Genomic DNA, 15,791 nt, shown 5'->3' on the forward strand with positions numbered 1-15,791 from the left:
CGGTGTCAGGGGAGGGTCAAAGCGCGGTCAACGCGCCGGGTGGCGAGTGACGCCCAGCACTTCCCGTGGAAGCACGCCGATCTCGCGCATCGCCTCGGCGTAGCGGTTGAACGCGCGCGAAGCCTCGCCGTGCCTGCCCGCCTCGGACAGGTTGGCCACGAGGTCGCGGTGGGACTGCTCGTCGAACGGATCGACGGACAGGATGCGCAGCAGGTAGTGCACGACGTCGTCGACCTCCCCCGCGCGCCGGGCCAGGTCGACGAGGGTCCGCAGGATCCGCAGGTGCGCGGCCCTGGCCTCCTCGCGGAGGGGGCGTGCCCAGTCCGTGTACGGATCGTCGGCGAAGACCTCGCCGGTGTAGGCGCGGTCGGCTGCGGTCAGCACCGCCCAGGCGTCGGCGAACTCGCCCCGTTCCTGCAACCGCACCCCGTACTGGGCTTGGGCGAACAGGTCTTCGACGTCGACGTCGAGCATGCCGAGGTCGACGGCGATGTCCTTCTGGCTGGACAGCACGAAGTGGTCCACCGGCCCCAGCCGGTCCGGGTCGAGCACCGCGCGCAGGGTCGACAGCGCCACCGCCAACCGGTGCGCCACCTTCTGCCGCTCGGCGGGCGCGGTCCGCCCCCACAGCAGGTCGGCCAGTTCCTCGCGGGGAACCGGAGCGCCGCGCCGGGCGACGAGCACGCGGAGCAGGTCGCGGGCCTTCCGGGATTGCCAAGCGCGCGCGGGCAGCCGGCGGCCGTCGACCAGCACGGTGAACCCGCCGAGCACCCGGATCTCCACCCGTCGCGGCGCTCCCGGCCGGGTGGGCGGCGTATCCGCCACGCCCGCGGCGGCGAGTCTGGACTCGGCGAGCCTGCCGTTGAGCCGCAAGTCGCCGTTGTCACCCGCGATGCGGCCGAGCGCGACCCGGATGCGATCGGCCTCCAGCACCGCCTGCGACTCGGTCCAGATCGACAACGCCTCGCGCAGCAGTTCCCTGGCCGCGGCCGGGTCGTCGGTCGCGGCAGCCTCGACCTCCAGCGCCCGCGCCAGCCCACCGCGATCGCGGTGCACGGCGGCGACCTCGGCGGCGGCCCGCGCGTCCCTGCGCACGTCGTCGCTCGCGCCGCGCTGCCACGCGACCCAGGCGCGGGCGACCAGGGCGGTCGTGACCCAGCGGCCGTGGGCGTGCTCGACGGCGCGGTCGGCGAGCACGGCGGCTTCCTCCTGGTCTGTCGCGGCGGCCACCCGGGCCAGGCCGCACAGCGCGGGGACCATGCTCTGCCGGTGGTGCCCGTCGCGCACGGCCGCGCGCAGGGCCTCGGTGTAGGAGGCTTTCGCCTGGGCGGGCTGCCCGCGCAGGCGGTGGACGTCGCCGAGTCCGGTCAGCGGGTAGGCGACCTTCATCGAGTGCATTCGCTCGTAGACCCGGACGGCTTCGTGGTAGCCGGCGAGTGCCTCGTCGAGCCTCCCGAGGCTGTGCAGCAGCGAGCCCTGATTCGCCAAGGCGAGGGCGAGCGAGCTGTCGTAGCCCGCGGACCGGGCGAGGTCCACCGCGGGGTGCAGGACCGCGAGGGCCTCGATCAGCCTGCCCTCCTGTTCCAGCCCGGCTGCCAGGTTCACCCGGATGCGCAGCACCTGGGCGGTGTCGCCCGCCGCCTCGGCGAACTCCAGCGCCCGGCTGTAGTGCGCGCGCAACCCGACCGGGTCGCCGGTGAGGTCCGCGCACAGTGCCAGCGCGACGTGCGCGGCGGCGAGCGCGCGCTGGTCACCCGTGGCGCGTGCGGCTTCGACGGCCTTGCCGGCGAACGCGGTGCACTCGGCTTCGTCGCCCGCGAGCCAGTGCGCGGCCGATGTCCACGCCAGCAACAGAGCGGTGTCGGGGTCGGAGTCGCCGCCGCTTCGGCCGCGGCGCAGCACGGCCAGCGCGTCGTTCGGGTCGCCCCACAGGTAGAGCGCCGCCCCGTATCGCCAGGCCAGGCCGGGTGGCAAGGAATCGGCGCCGCCGGTGAGCCGGGCGTAGGCGGCGACAGCGGCCCGGGTCCGGCCGGTGGCTTGCAAGGCGTCGGCGTGGACGAGGTCGATCGCGGGGTCTCGCAGCACGTCCGGCAGGACCGCTGCGGCAGCCACGATGCCGCTACCCGCGCCGGTGGCCAGGAGGTCCGCGCCGTGGTCGCGCAGCAGGTCCGCGCACCGGGTCTGGTCGCCCGCCGCTGTCGCCAAGCGGAGTGCGTCGACCAGGCGGTCGTGGTCGCGGTGCCAGTCCGCGGCGAGCGCGACGAACGCTGCCCGCCGCATCGGGGGCATCGGGTGTCGGGCCTCGGCGATCGCGGCGATCAGCGGAACGGCCTGGTGCCAGCCGTTCTCGGGCAACAGCAAGCCGAGCCGGGCGAGCAGGCCGATCTGCGCGCCGAGCCCGCCCTCGCCGATGTCCGCCGTCAGCTCGGCCGAGACGGCGCCGACGACCGACAGGTGGGCGAGCAACTCCAGCGCGTCCGGGGTGAGGTCGTCGAGCACCTCGGCGCACACGTAGTCGTACAGCGGGTTGTCCGGCTGGGACAGCAGGTCCGTGGACGGCTCGGAGACTCCCGCGGCAACCACGTGGGCAGCCGCGAGGTGGACCAGGGCGGGCCAGCCCGCGGTCAGCGCGTGCACCGAAGCGGCGGTGTCGGGGTTGTCGACGCCGTACTGCCCGGCGAGCAGCACGGCGACCTGCCGCGGCGACAAGGCGAGCTGCCGGGGTCCGATCTCGATCGGCGCGCCGAGGTCGTAGCGCAGCAGCGCGGCGACCGGGATCGGGCGGCGGGACAGCAGCACGAGTCGGTCGGGCCTGCGCTGCGGGCTCGGCAGGTGATCGGCGCTCACGTCGTCGACGACGAGCGCCTGCTCGCCCGTGTCGCGCAGCCACTGCCGCACCGCGGTGGTCTTGCCGTACCCGGCGGCGGCGACCACGACGCTCAGGCGTCCACGCAGCAGATCGTGCACTCGACCCTCCGGGAGTCCGACTTTGACACCACTTTGACAGCCGCTCCGATACTCGCGATCGCACGCCTGATGGCGCTACCCAGTTGGGCTGATCGGGTGTTCCGGCATCGCATGGCGACGAAACCAGAGGTGGATGATGAGGAACCGTCACGGTTTGCGGGCCGTCATCGCGGCCGGGCTGGCCCTGGCCGCGTCCCTCGCGCCGAACCCGGCCGCCACGGCGGCGCACGGCTGCCAGGGGTGGATGATGTACATGGTCAACGCGGACTTCGAAGCATCAACGGACGGATCGGCTGTCCCGGCGTGGTGCACCGGCGAAGGACCGGATGCCAAGGGCGTCGACCGGGGGATCGGGTGGTCGTACGCGGGCGCCAACAACGCCTACATCGAGGCGACCACCACAACGCAGTGGAACGCGCTCACCCAGCACCTCGTGGTCCCTCGGAACGACACCATCGAGCTGGCCGCCTACGTACGCACCTCGTTGAGCGTCACCGCCGGCTACTTCGGTGTCCGGCACAAGGCGACGGGCGCGGTGCACCGAGAGGTGCGGTTCGGTCCGCTGAACGTCGGCTACCAGCGGCTGTCAGTGCGGTTCCCGTCGGAGGCGAGCAACGACTACACCGCCTTCGTCGGCTACTGGTCGCCGGGCGGGTTCTCCTGGCTCGTCGTCGACGAGGTCACGACCCAACTGGTGCGTTGAGGTCGGACAAACGTCGCAGCGGAGATCACTGAACCTGCTGCCGATCAACGCGTCACGGGTGATCGACGAAGATATGTGGGCGCGAGATCATGGAATAACGCCCCTCTTCGCACCGGCCACATTTATTCTCGGTCATTTCGAATCCCACCCGCCAGGTTCACCCGGTCGGGTGTGTCCCCCTTGTCGGTTTTCCGATTGAATGGCCCTGCATCGCTGTAACGGCGATACCGGGGGCCGCCTGAAGGTGCCAGGGGGAGACGTTCATGCTTGCTCGCCAGGAATGGCGCATTTTTCGCCGGAGTCGATCGGCCGGGCGTTTCGCGTCCACTTAGCCGCTCCTCCGAACCGACCCACTTCCCGCAATTCACACTCACGTCCGTCGTGATTTCACACCCGCGCGTGTCGAGCGACGGCCGGGCGCACAGGAATCGGTCCGAGTGAACTCGATCAACCCCACGGAGAGGCGTGATTGTTTCGTGCGCACCGCAAGAGCTCGGACAACGTCGTCCGACGACCGCGCGCCAGGACAGGCACAACCGCCTGCCACGGCAACCGAACAGGTCCTCCACGAAATCTGGTGCGACGTGCTCGAAATCGACGGAGTGGGCATTTCGGACAACTTCTTCGACGTCGGCGGCTACTCTCTGCTCCTGCACGTGGTCCGGGACCGGATCGCGCGGCGGATGAATGTGCGACCGAGCATGACCGACCTGTTCGAGCACCCGTCGATTCGCGCGCTCGGCCGTTTTCTCGACGGGATCCCGGCGGCCCGGCCGGTAGGCCCGACCGACGACGACCAACGCCTGAACGGGCGCTCCCGACTGGCGCGGTTGCGAAGCCGACGCGCACCGGAAGCGGGCGACGACCGTGACTCGCTCAGCTGATCCACCGAACCCGGCGTGGGACGCCGAAGACGACCTATACAGCACGCACATCGCCGTCATCGGCCTCGCGTGCCGATTCCCGGGCGCCGACACGGTGGCCGAGTTCTGGCACAACCTGTCCTCGGGTGTCGACAGCGTCACCCGGTTCCCGCCCCGCTCCGCCGCGGGGCCCGGTGGCGGGCGGGAGTACGTGCCGGGGGGCGGGGTGCTGCGATCCCCGGAGTGGTTCGACGCGGGCTACTTCGGTTACACGCCTCGCGAAGCACTGCTGATCGACCCGCAGCACCGCGTCCTGCTGGAGTGCGCGGTCGAGGCGCTCGACAGCGCGGGCTACGACCCGGGGCGCTATCCGGGATCGATCGGCGTCTACGCGGGGTGCAGCGAGTCCTCGTACGCGCGGATCCTGCGGGCACGGCGCGACGACATGCCCTCGGTCACCGACTGGGACATCCGGATGGGCACGGCCGCCGACTTCCTCTGCAGCAAGGTCGCCTACAAGCTCGGCACGCGCGGTCCGGCGGTGGCCGTGCAGGCGGCCTGCGCGACGTCGTTGGTCGCCGTGCACCTCGCCGCGCAGGCGCTGTTGGCCGGCGAGTGCGACCTCGCGCTGGCCGGCGGCACCTCCGTGCACGTGCCACCCAGGCTCGGCCGGTTCACGACCGGCGGCATCCTCTCCCCCACCGGCACGTGCCGCGCGTTCGACGCGAGCGCCGACGGCGTGATCGGCGGGCAGGGGTGCGGCATCGCGGTGCTGAAGCGGTTGTCGGAGGCCCTCGCGGACGGCGACCACGTCCACGCGGTGGTCCGCGGCACGGCGGTCAACAACGACGGCGCGGGCCGGGTCGGCTTCACCGCACCGGGCGTGGAGGGACAAGCCGACGTGATCCGCGCCGCACAGCGGGTGGCGGGCGTGCGGCCGTCGAGCATCACCTACGTCGAGGCGCACGGCACCGCGACGCCGGTCGGCGATCCCATCGAGGTGGCCGCGCTGACCAGGGCGTTCGGTGAGTCGGCCCGGCAGGAGACCTGCTGGCTCGGCTCGGTCAAGACCAACATCGGCCACACGGACGCCGCCGCGGGCATCGCGGGGTTCATCAAGACCGTCCTCGCCGTCGAGCACGGGGTCATCCCGCCGAGCCTGCACTTCACCGAGCCGAACCCGGACATCGACTTCGACGCGAGCCCGTTCGCGGTGGTCACCGAGCCGCGGCGGTGGGCGCCCGCGGGGCTGCCGCGCCGGGCGGGGGTGAGCTCGTTCGGCCTCGGCGGCACCAACGCGCACGTCGTGCTCGAACAGCGACCCGCCCCGGCGCCACGTGGCTCCGCACCCGCCGAACAGGTCCTCGTGCTCTCCGCGCGGACCCCGGCGGCGCTGGACGCCACCACCAGGCGACTCGCCGAGCACCTCGACCGCCACCCGGAGCAGGCCCTCGCGGACGTGGCGTGGACGCTCCAGGTCGGACGGCGTCGGCACGGGTACCGCCGGTACGCCGTCGTGACCGGCCGGGACGACGCCGTGCACGTCCTCACGGGCGGTGCGCCCGAACGGCTGGTCACGGGCGATCACGCCCGCGAGGACCGGCCCGTGGCGTTGTTGTTCCCCGACGTCCCGGCGCACGACCGAGCCGATCAGCACGCCCGGGCGCGGTGGTGGGCTGCTCTCGGCCTCGACCCGGACCTCGCCCTCGGCCGCGGGAGCGGCGCGTCGACCGCGGCGGCCCTGGACCTGCCGGGAACGTGCGCCGGCGACGCAGCGCCGCACGACGTGGTCCTGACCGAGCACACGCTCGCGCAGGCGCTCGCCGATCCCGCCCGCGTGTTCGTGGAGATCGGCGACGGCGCGCTGTGCGCCGCGCTCGCCGACCATCCGCTGTGGACCAACCAGCACGTCGCGGTCGTCGCGGCCGACCCGCTCGCCGCCCTCGGCGAGCTGTGGCTCGCCGGCGTCGAGGTTCGCTGGGACCAGGTCCACCGAGCACGTCGAGCACGGGTGCCCCTGCCCACGTACCCGTTCCAGCGGCAACGCTTCCTGGTCGAGTCGGAGCCCGAGCAGCGCCGGGTGGCCGGACCGGACCCGCTCGCCGGCGCCGGGCGGGACACCGCGCACGTCGTGTCCGGCCTCTTCACCGAGATGCTCGGCATCCACGACATCGACCCCGACGACAGCTTCTTCGACCTGGGCGGCGACTCGCTGGTCGCCACCCGCCTGGTCGCGCGGGTCGGCGAGATCATCCCCGTCGTGCTCGACCTCCGGTCGGTGTACGTCGCACCGTCGGTGCGCGAGCTCGCCGCCCTGATCGACGCGAGGCTCGCGGAGGGCGCCACGGCCGCGGCGGTCCACGATGGGTGAGCCCCGGCGGTGGGTGATCGACCGTGCCGTGGACCGGAGCCCGCGGGCGACCCTGTACTGCTTCCCCCACGCCGGTGGCGCGGCGGGTGAGTACGCCCGGTGGGCCGCGCACCTGCCGGACCTGCGGGTCGCGGCGATCAACCTGCCAGGCCGCGCCCACCACCTCGGCGAGCAGGCGCACACCGCCATGGCGCCGCTGGTGGAGGCCGTCGTGCGCGAGGTGGCGTTCAGCGAGCCCTTCGCCCTCTTCGGGCACAGCCTCGGCGCGCTGGTCGCGTTCGAGGTGGCGAGGAAGCTGCGCGCACGTGGCTCGGCGCCGCTGCGACTGTTCGTCTCGTCCTGCACCGCGCCGCCACTGCCGGCGCCGCGAGCGCCGCTGCACGTGCTCGACGACCGGGCGCTGCGGGCCGAGATCGAGCGGCGATGGGGACCGCTGCCCGCGTCCGTCGGGGCGGACGACCGGCTGCTCGCCGCCGCACTCGCGTGCTACCGCGCCGACTTCACCGTGCTCGAGACCTACCGGCACGTGCCGGGCGAGCCGGTCGACTCCCCGATCACCGCCCTGGTGGGTGATCGGGAAGTGGACGGCGCGGAGCGGATGACCGGCTGGCGGGAGCACACCGCGGGCCCGTTCGACCTGCACCGGCGGCGAGGTGGCCACTTCCACACCCGGGACCACCTCGACGGGTTGTGCCGCCTGCTCACCGACGCGGTGACCACCGACCTGATCCGAACCGACCGAAGGACGTCCACATGAAACGGATAGGCGTCGCCGGCGCCGGCACGATGGGGATCGGGGTGTCCCAGCTGTTCGCCGAGGCGGGCCACGAGGTCGTGCTGGTGGACGTCGCCGAGGAGGTCCTCGACCGCGCGCGGCGCGAGATCGCGCGCACCGTCCGCCTCGGCCCTCTCATCCGGCCGGGCGCGAAGCACCACGCGCCGGACGACGTGCTCGACCGGATCACCTTCACCACCGCGCTCGGCGAGCTCGCCCCGGTCGACTACGTCGTCGAGAACGTCACCGAGGACTGGAGGGTGAAGCGCGAGCTCTACCTGGAGCTCGACCACGTGTGCAGGCCCGGTGCGGTGCTCGGCGTCAACACCTCCGCCATCCCCATCACGAAGATCGCCGCGCTGGTCCGGGGGCCCGGACGGGTGATCGGCACCCACTTCATGAACCCCGCGCCGCTCAAGCCGACCGTCGAGGTGATCCGGGGCGCCCACACCTCTCCCGAGGTGGTCGACGAGACGGTCGCGCTGCTCCGGGGTGTCGGCAAGGCGTGCGTGGTGGTCGAGGACTCACCGGGTTTCGTCACCAACCGGGTGGCGATGCTCATGGTCAACGAAGCCGTGTTCCTGGTCTGGGAAGGGGTCGCCGCCGCGACGGACGTGGACCGGCTCTTCCGCGAGTGCTTCGGGCACGCCATGGGGCCGCTCGCGACCGCGGACCTCATCGGTCTCGACACCGTGCTCCGATCCCTGGAAGTCCTGTACGACGAGTTCGGCGATCCCAAGTACCGACCCTGTCCCCTGCTCCGCAAGCTCGTGTACGCCGGCCGGACCGGGCGCAAAGCGGGTCGGGGGTTCCACACCTACGAGGTCGCGGAGCCGGTCGACCGGAAGGCGAGCGTGACGCTGTGAAGGACGCGGCAACCCGGATCCGGGAGTTCGTCCTCGGCCACTTGGACGGCGTGCTGGTCGACGACGACGAGGACCTGTTCGACGGCGGCCACGTCAACTCGTTGTTCATCGTGCAACTGGTCATGTGGCTCGAACGCACCCTGGGCGTCGTCGTGGAGGGCACGGACCTCGACCTCGACAACTTCCGCACGATCGAGACCATCGCGGACTTCGCGGCACGCAAGAGCAGCCGGACGAGCGGCGCCGTCTGAACCGGTAGGGGGCACGACGTGGACTTCGAACTGTCACAGGAGCAGCGCGACATCAGGGCGGGGATCGTCGAGTTCGCCCAGGCTGAACTCGGCAAGGAGGTCGCCGCGCACGACCGCGACGGTGCGTTCCCCCGCGCGGACTGGCAGCGGTGCGCCGACTTCGGCGTGCTCGGCTGGCCGGTGCCGGTCGAGCACGGCGGCAGCGGCTACGACCCCCTGACGACCATGATCGCGCTGGAGGCCCTGGGCTACGGCTGTGCCGACAACGGCTTGGTCTTCGCCATCAACAACCACTTGTGGGGCTGCGTCATCTACCTGTTGGAGCACGGCGACGACGACCAGCGCGCCCGGTACCTGGAGCCGTTGTGCTCGGGTCGGGTGGTGGGCGCGCACGCGCTGTCCGAGCCGGAGGCCGGGTCGGACGTGCTCAACATGCGGACCTCGGCGGTGCGCGACGGCGACCACTACGTGCTCAACGGCACCAAGTGGTTCGTCAGCAACGGTCCGACCGCGGACCTGTACGTCGTGTTCGCCCGCACCGGCGGACCCGGTCGGGAGCAGGACCTGTTCTCGGCGTTCCTGGTGCCCGCCGACCTGCCCGGGGTCCGCAAGGGCAGGGAGTTCGACAAGATGGGCCTGCGGACCACCGAGATGGGCGCGGTCGAGTTCGTCGACTGCCGGGTGCCGGCCGCCGACCGGCTCGGCCGGGAGGGCTCGGGTTACGCGATCTTCACCGGTACCGTCGAGTGGGAGCGGTCGTTCATGTTCGCCAACCAGGTCGGCGCGATGGAACGGCTGCTCGAACGGTGCGTCGAGCACGTCAGCACCCGCCGCCAGTTCGGCAGGCCGCTGGGCGCGCTGCAAGCCGTGGCGCACAAGATCGCCGACATGAAGATCCGCCTCGAACTCGCGCGGCTGATCCTCTACCGCGTCGGCTGGCTCAAGACGCAGGGGCGCTTCTCGCTGCTCGACTCGACGATCGCCAAGGTCTTCGTCAGCGAGAGCCTCGTGCAGACGGCGATGGCCGCCGTCGAGGTGCACGGCGCACGAGGCTACATCAGCGACAACGGCATCGAACGCGAGCTGCGGGACGCGCTCGGCGGCCCCATCTACGCGGGGTCCTCGGCCGTCCAGCGCGGCGTGCTCGCCGAACTCCTCGGCGTGCGGGGAGGGCTGACCGGATGACCGGCCACCACGCAGGACCCGCGGATCCGGTCACCGCGCACCGCGTCGAGCTGTCCCCGCCGGTGCCGGAGTCGAAGGCCGACCACCTCGCCACCCGCGTCTTCTTCATCTCCGAGTCGATCCTCGACTTCACGCTCGTGCGCGCCGACGGGTACGTGCACGGCGTGGACGTCGTGCTGGCGGACGGTGTCGACACCGCGGAGCTCGCCCGCAAGTTCGCCTACGTCGTCGCCACCGACGTCCTCGCCCGCCGGGAAGTGGACCAGCAGGTGCTCTGGGCCGTGGACACCGCCACGGCGCCGCGCGACGTGTTCGCCGAGCTGCTCGCGTCCGGCGCCGCGGTGGAGGTCGGCGAGGGGCAGGTCGCGCTGGGCGAGCCGGTGCTGTCCCTCATGGACGGGCTGGACGTCCTGCTGACCCGCGAGGTCGCCGCCGAGTTCGGCGCGCGGGAGTACCGCTACCCGACCCTGATCCCCACGTCGGCCATGGCACGCTCCGGCTACTTCCGCTCGTTCCCGCAGATGATGATGTTCGTCGCCCGGCTGCACGGCGACCTCGACACCTACCGGGAGTTCCTCGCCCCGCCCGACGACGGCGACGGTGTGGCGGCCCGGCTGCGGTCGCACAGCGGCGACTTCGACCACTGCCTGCCGCCGACGATGTGCTTCCACACCTACCACCAGCTGGCCGACCGGTCGCTGCCCGCGCTGCCGGTGGTCGTCACCTCGCGGGGCAAGTCGTTCCGCCACGAGGCGCGCTACCACCGCTCGCTCGAGCGGCTGTGGGACTTCACGATCAGGGAGGTCGTGTTCCTCGGCTCCCGGGCGGAGGTGCTCGACGCCCGGGAGCGGCTCATGCGGCGGTGCCGCGACCTCGTGGTGGCGCTGGGGCTCGGCGGGCGCTGCGAGGTGGCGAGCGACCCGTTCTTCGTGGACGCGGGCACCGCCGACCGGGTGTGGTCCCAGCAGGTCCTGCGGTTGAAGTACGAGTTCCGGCTGCCGATCGAGCCGGGTCGCGACGTCGCGGTCTGCTCGTTCAACTTCCACGAGCAGTTCTTCGGCAAAGCTTACGGGATCACGGCGACAGGCGTGCCCGTGCACACCGCGTGCGCGGGCTTCGGGCTCGAACGGCTGGCCTACGCGTTCCTGTGCCAGCACGGCCTCGATCCGGCCGGCTGGCCCCGCGACGTCGTGGAAGCCCTGTCCGCATGACCACACCACCCGTCACCAGCCGGGCGACGGACGTCCGGTTGCTCGCCTTGTCCGCGTCGACGCCCGAGGCGCTGGAGTCGGCCACCGACCGGGTGTGCGACCGGCTCGACGCGCTGGACGACGCCGGGTTCGCCGCGCTGGCCGACGAGCTGCGCGCCGAACCCGCGCGGTCGTGCCGCCGGGTGCTCGTCGCGACCGGTCCCGCCGACGCGGCGCGCAGGCTCCGCGGGCGCGACCCCGGCCGCGTGCTGACCGCGACGGCCCGGCCCGACCGCGCCGTGGTGTGGATGTTCTCCGGTGTCGGCGACCACTACCCGGGCCTCGCGGCGGGACTGCACCGGTGCCTGCCGCCGTTCCGGGAGCACCTCGACGCGTGCTTCTCGATCCTGCGGCGCCACCACGGCCTCGACCTCGACCCGGTGCTCTACCCGCACGGCGTGGACGGCGTCGCGACCGGGGACCGCGCGACCGACCTCGCCGCCGTGTTCGATCGCCGTGGCGTCGCCGAGGACATCCACCGGACCGAGGTGGCCCAGCCCTTGATGTTCGCCGTCCAGTACGCGCTGGCCCGCGCCTGCGAGTCGGTCGGGCTCCGGCCGTCGGCCGTGCTCGGCTACAGCGTCGGCGAGTTCGTGGCCGCCTGCGTCGCGGGCGTGTTCACGCTGCCGGACGCGGTGGGACTGGTGGTGGCCAGGGCACGGCTCATAGCCGACCTGCCGCCCGGCGGGATGCTCGCCGCGGTGGCGCCGGCCGACGTGGTGGCGCCGCACCTGCGGGACGAGGTCGTCGTAGCGGCCCTCGACGGCCCGGAGCTCACCATCCTGTCGGGCCCGCCGGGCCCCTTGGAGGACACCGGCGACGCGCTCGTCGCGGCCGGGATCACCACTCGACGGCTGCCGACCGCGCACGCCTTCCACTCACCGATGATGGCGCCGGTGGTCGGGCCGCTGCGCGCGGCCGTCGCCGCCACCGAGCGCGCCCGGCCGCGGGCGCCCCTGCTGTCGAACACGACGGGCTCGTGGCTGGGCGCGGACGAGGCCGTCGACCCGGACTACTGGGCCCGGCACGTCACCGCGACCATCCGGTTCGCCGACAACCTCGCCGCGGTGTGGTCCCTCCGCGCGCCGGTCCTGGTGGAGTTCGGACCGGGCCGGACGCTGTCCCGGCTCGCCGCGGCCCATCCCGGCCGGCCACCGGACTCGTTCGTCCTCAGGACGCTGCCCGGCGCGTTCGAGCGCACGCCGGACCGCACGGCGCTGCTCGAGACGGCGGGCAGGCTGTGGGCAGCCGGACTCGAACTGCGGTGGCCACCCGACCTGACCTGACCGCACCGCGTCGACCAGCCCGCCCAGACCCACGGGAGGCCACCTTGCACCGGAGCATCACCCGGAGCTACCGGAAGCACTTCGCCGCCATCGACGCCCGCGCGGACCGCGGTGACCCCGTGATGCCGCTGACCGGCGCCCAGCGGCGCTTCCACCACACCAGGTCCGCCGACCCGCACGGTCGGGTGAAGGTGGTGCCGGTCTTCGTGGAGTTCCCGCCCGCGGTGCTCTCGACCCGGCGGCTCGACCGCGCCGCACGGGCGATCGCGCGGCGCCACCCGGCGCTGCGGGCGTCGGCCGACACCATCGCCGGTGTGCCGGTGCTGCGGATCGGTCCACCCGACGCGAGGCCGATCGTCGAGGAACCGACCGGTCCGGACGCCGGTCGCGCCGCGCGGTCCGCGCTCGACCACTGGCCCGCCGGGTGCGGTCCGTTCCGCGTCCTCGTCGCCCGGGACGACCGACGGGACCTGCTGGCACTGGCCTTCGACCACCTCGTGTGCGACGAGGTGTCCATCGGGCGGGTGCTCGGCGAGCTGGCCGCGGCCTACGACGACGACGTGGAGGTGCCGGACACCGCGATGACCGAGGAGCTCGACCGCTACCGGGACGCGGTGGAGCGCCAGCTCGACCACGAGCACGAGGCGAGCAACCCGGACGCGCTCGCGCACTGGACGGCCCGGCTCCGCGACGCCGCGCCGGGTCTGTGGGGCCGGGACCGCCGCCCCGGAGGGACGGGCGGGTCCGAATCCGCGTGGCAACGCGTTCCGCTGTCGGTGCCGCCAGGCGGGCGGAGCCGCCTGTTCCCGACGCTGCTCGCCGCCTGCCAGGAGGTGCTCGCCGAGCACGACGGCGCCGCTCCGGTCTGCTACACGTGGGGCGGTCGAGGCGGTGACGGCGCCGTCGTCGGGTGCTTCCTCAACACGGTGATCGCCAACCCGCCCGGCGAGCTCCCGGACCGCCTCGCCGACGTCCGCGCCGGGTGGTGGGACGACCTGGAGTGGGCGGACACACCGTTCGACGAGGTCGTGCGGGCGGCCAGGGCCGCAGGCTCCCGCTGGGGCGGCCACCTCGACCTGGTGCTCACGCTGGACGACCGCACCCGCCGCCCGACCCTGGTGCTCGACGGGGCGACCGGCCGGGAGACGTACCTGCCCGGGATGCGGGTCGGCACGCCGGTCGTGGTGTCCGCGTCCTACGACAAGCACGAGCTCCACCTGCGAGTGGACCACGACCCCACGATCGTTCCGCCCTCGGTCGCCGGCAGGGTGACCGCCGCGCTCGTCGACGCCGCCCGGGACAGCTCCCATGTCGCGGGCTGAGGCCGAGCGCGTCGGCACCGCGACGACATCCATCCTGATCTGCCTGGACGAGGAGCCGGGCCGACGACCACCGGTCATCGAGGTGGCGAACGGCCAGAGCGTGGCGTTCGGCTGGCGCGAGCGGGACGGCGCGCTCGCCGTCGGCGCCGACCTCCCGCTGCCCGCCGGGTGGATCCACGCGTTCGAGGGCTACTGGCTCATGGCGAACTCGAGCACGTCCGGCACCTATTGCGTGGACAACCTCGAAGGTGCGGGCGAGTACGTGAAGGTGAGGGCCGGTCGCGGCGAGGTGCCGATCCCGTTCGAGCTGAGCCGGGTCGTGCTGACCGTCAGGGGCGCGCGGAACAGCTTCACGGTGTACGCGCCGGAACGCCCTGCCGCCGACGTGGCGTCCGGTGGCCCCGGCGGCGCGCTTCGACTGCTGGACGAGGAGAGCCGGTACTTCATGGTGCTCGTCTGCCTCTGCGAGCCGAGGCTGCGCCGGTGGAGCCCGGGGGCCGTGCCGATGCCGGCGCAGGTCTCGCGGCGCCTGAGCCGCTTCGGCGACGACCGGGCGCTGAGCCGGTCGGCGGTCAACTACCACATCGACTACCTGGCCGAGAAGCTCGGCGTGGTGGCGCAGACCGGGATGACGCGGGCGTTGAAGCGGGAGGCGCTCGTGACGCAGGCGTTGAAGTTCGACCTGGTGCGGACCGAGCACCTCAGCCTCCTGCCCCGTCCGCCGCTGGCAGTTCGCGCAGGCGGGGAACCGGCGACGACAGCAGCGTCAGCCAGGAGAGCGCACCGATCGCGGCGGCGACCGCCAGCGCCGCGCGCAGCCCGATGACCTCGCCCAGCAGCCCGGCGGCCAGGCTGCCCAACGAGATGGTGCTCCACACCAGGAAGCGCATGGACGCGTTCATCCGGCCGAGCAACCGGTGCGGCGTGACCGCCTGGCGCAGGCTGACCTGCGTGATGTTGAACAGCGGCACCGACAGTCCGAAGAGGACCCGGCCGCCGATGAGGAACGGCAGCGACAGCTCGGGACCGGCGAACGGGAGCAGCACCAGCCCGAGCCCCGAGGCGATCGCGCTGCCCACGATGGTGCGGCCGAGCCCGAAGCGCCCGGCCAACCGGGACGCGATGACCGCACCGAGCACGAGGCCCAGCCCCGCGATCGCCAGCACCAGGCCGACCAGCCCGGGCGAGTAGCCGAGCGAGCGGATCATGTACAGCGGCAGCAGCACGGTCCCGATCGAGGACGCCAGGTTCGTGAGCCCCGCGCACGCGGCGATCCGGCCGAGCACGGGGTGCCGGAGGACGAACAGCAGACCTTCGCCGATCTCGCGGCGCAGCGACCGCTTCGCGCCTCCCGCCGGCGCGGTGGGCTCCTCGTGCCGGATCCGCCGGCAGAGGAGCCCGGAGAACAGGTAGCTCACGGAGTCGATCACGAGTGTGTTCGCGGCGCCGGCCACGCCGACCAGCCACCCCGCCGCGCCCGGCCCGACCACCTCGGCCGCCGAGCGCGTGGTGGTCAGCTTGGCGTTCGCCTCGGTCAGGAGCGGCCGGTCGACCAGCGCGGGCAGGAAGCTCTGGTAGGCCACGTCGAAGAACACGGTCAGCGCACCGACGAGGGCGACGACGACGAACAGGTGCCACATCGTCAGCGCGTCGAACGCGTACGCCAAGGGGATGCTCGCCAGCAGCGCGGCGCGCGTGAAGTCCGAGGCCACCATGACCGGCCTGCGGCGCATCCGGTCGAGCAGCGCTCCGACGGGCAGGGCGAACAACAGGAACGGCAGCGTCCGCGCGGCCCCGAGCAGGCCCAGCTGCGCCGCGGACGCCTGGAGCACACCGATCGCCAGCAGCGGGACGGCGAGCGCGCCGACCTGGGTGCCGGTCTCGCTGATCGTCTGGGCGGCCCACAACCTCAGGAAATCCGGTTTGCGCCACAACTTCCCCGACGGCACCGC

At 72.8% G+C, this 15,791-nt stretch carries 12 protein-coding genes; 10 read left to right on the forward strand and 2 right to left on the reverse strand.

Translation table 11 applies throughout. The features are described 5' to 3' along the window. Positions 1-27: 27 nt before the first annotated feature. Positions 28-2,967: an AfsR/SARP family transcriptional regulator gene (locus AB0H12_RS32940; RefSeq protein WP_499628303.1), complete on the reverse strand. Its 2,940-nt coding sequence runs from the start codon at positions 2,965-2,967 to the stop codon at positions 28-30. Positions 2,968-3,103: 136 nt separating this feature from the next. On the opposite strand from AB0H12_RS32940, the gene AB0H12_RS32945 reads away from it, so the two are divergent. The 10 genes from AB0H12_RS32945 (at position 3,104) to AB0H12_RS32990 (ending at position 13,839) form a co-directional block, all read left to right on the forward strand. Continuing rightward, entirely contained in the window at positions 3,104-3,670 is a 567-nt protein-coding gene (locus AB0H12_RS32945; protein WP_499628304.1) for a hypothetical protein, read from the forward strand. Positions 3,671-4,146: 476 nt separating this feature from the next. Then, positions 4,147-4,554 carry a phosphopantetheine-binding protein gene (locus tag AB0H12_RS32950; protein WP_499628362.1) on the forward strand — a complete coding sequence of 136 codons (408 nt, stop codon included), beginning with the start codon at positions 4,147-4,149 and terminating at the stop codon, positions 4,552-4,554. Then, positions 4,538-6,904 (forward strand): type I polyketide synthase, encoded by a 2,367-nt coding sequence (locus tag AB0H12_RS32955; protein WP_499628305.1) that lies wholly within the window; start codon positions 4,538-4,540, stop codon positions 6,902-6,904. Before AB0H12_RS32950 ends, AB0H12_RS32955 begins: the two co-directional genes overlap by 17 nt. Before the next feature lie 28 nt (positions 6,905-6,932). After that, positions 6,933-7,661: a thioesterase II family protein gene (locus tag AB0H12_RS32960; protein ID WP_499628306.1), complete on the forward strand. Its 729-nt coding sequence runs from the start codon at positions 6,933-6,935 to the stop codon at positions 7,659-7,661. After that, on the forward strand, positions 7,658-8,545 hold the full coding sequence (locus AB0H12_RS32965) for a 3-hydroxyacyl-CoA dehydrogenase family protein (RefSeq protein WP_499628307.1): 888 nt from the start codon (positions 7,658-7,660) through the stop codon (positions 8,543-8,545). The genes AB0H12_RS32960 and AB0H12_RS32965 overlap by 4 nt, the downstream gene beginning before the upstream one ends. Continuing rightward, entirely contained in the window at positions 8,542-8,796 is a 255-nt protein-coding gene (locus AB0H12_RS32970) for an acyl carrier protein (protein WP_499628308.1), read from the forward strand. The genes AB0H12_RS32965 and AB0H12_RS32970 overlap by 4 nt, the downstream gene beginning before the upstream one ends. An 18-nt stretch (positions 8,797-8,814) precedes the next feature. Beyond that, the gene (locus tag AB0H12_RS32975) at positions 8,815-9,981 is read left to right on the forward strand and encodes an acyl-CoA dehydrogenase family protein (RefSeq protein ID WP_499628309.1); all 1,167 of its coding nucleotides are present in this window, start codon (positions 8,815-8,817) and stop codon (positions 9,979-9,981) included. Beyond that, the gene (locus AB0H12_RS32980) at positions 9,978-11,192 is read left to right on the forward strand and encodes a class-II aminoacyl-tRNA synthetase family protein (RefSeq protein WP_499628310.1); all 1,215 of its coding nucleotides are present in this window, start codon (positions 9,978-9,980) and stop codon (positions 11,190-11,192) included. Before AB0H12_RS32975 ends, AB0H12_RS32980 begins: the two co-directional genes overlap by 4 nt. After that, complete coding sequence (locus AB0H12_RS32985) at positions 11,189-12,517, forward strand: acyltransferase domain-containing protein (RefSeq protein ID WP_499628311.1); 1,329 nt, start codon at positions 11,189-11,191, stop codon at positions 12,515-12,517. Before AB0H12_RS32980 ends, AB0H12_RS32985 begins: the two co-directional genes overlap by 4 nt. Before the next feature lie 44 nt (positions 12,518-12,561). Continuing rightward, positions 12,562-13,839, forward strand: coding sequence for a condensation domain-containing protein (locus tag AB0H12_RS32990; RefSeq protein ID WP_499628312.1), 1,278 nt, complete (start codon positions 12,562-12,564; stop codon positions 13,837-13,839). Between the two features lie 701 nt (positions 13,840-14,540). Here the strand turns inward: AB0H12_RS32990 and AB0H12_RS32995 are convergent. Beyond that, complete coding sequence (locus tag AB0H12_RS32995) at positions 14,541-15,788, reverse strand: MFS transporter (protein ID WP_499628313.1); 1,248 nt, start codon at positions 15,786-15,788, stop codon at positions 14,541-14,543. Positions 15,789-15,791: the final 3 nt, after the last annotated feature.

The organism is Actinosynnema sp. NPDC023794, from assembly GCF_040639675.1.
GTDB lineage: Bacteria > Actinomycetota > Actinomycetes > Mycobacteriales > Pseudonocardiaceae > Actinosynnema > Actinosynnema luteola.

Excerpts from the sequence above, each read along its gene's own strand:
- AB0H12_RS32945 (WP_499628304.1), top strand. The coding sequence starts at position 3,104 with ATGAGGAACCGTCACGGTTTGCGGGCCGTCATCGCGGCCGGGCTGGCC.
- AB0H12_RS32985 (WP_499628311.1), top strand. The coding sequence starts at position 11,189 with ATGACCACACCACCCGTCACCAGCCGGGCGACGGACGTCCGGTTGCTC.
- AB0H12_RS32980 (WP_499628310.1), top strand. The coding sequence starts at position 9,978 with ATGACCGGCCACCACGCAGGACCCGCGGATCCGGTCACCGCGCACCGC.
- AB0H12_RS32965 (WP_499628307.1), top strand. The coding sequence starts at position 7,658 with ATGAAACGGATAGGCGTCGCCGGCGCCGGCACGATGGGGATCGGGGTG.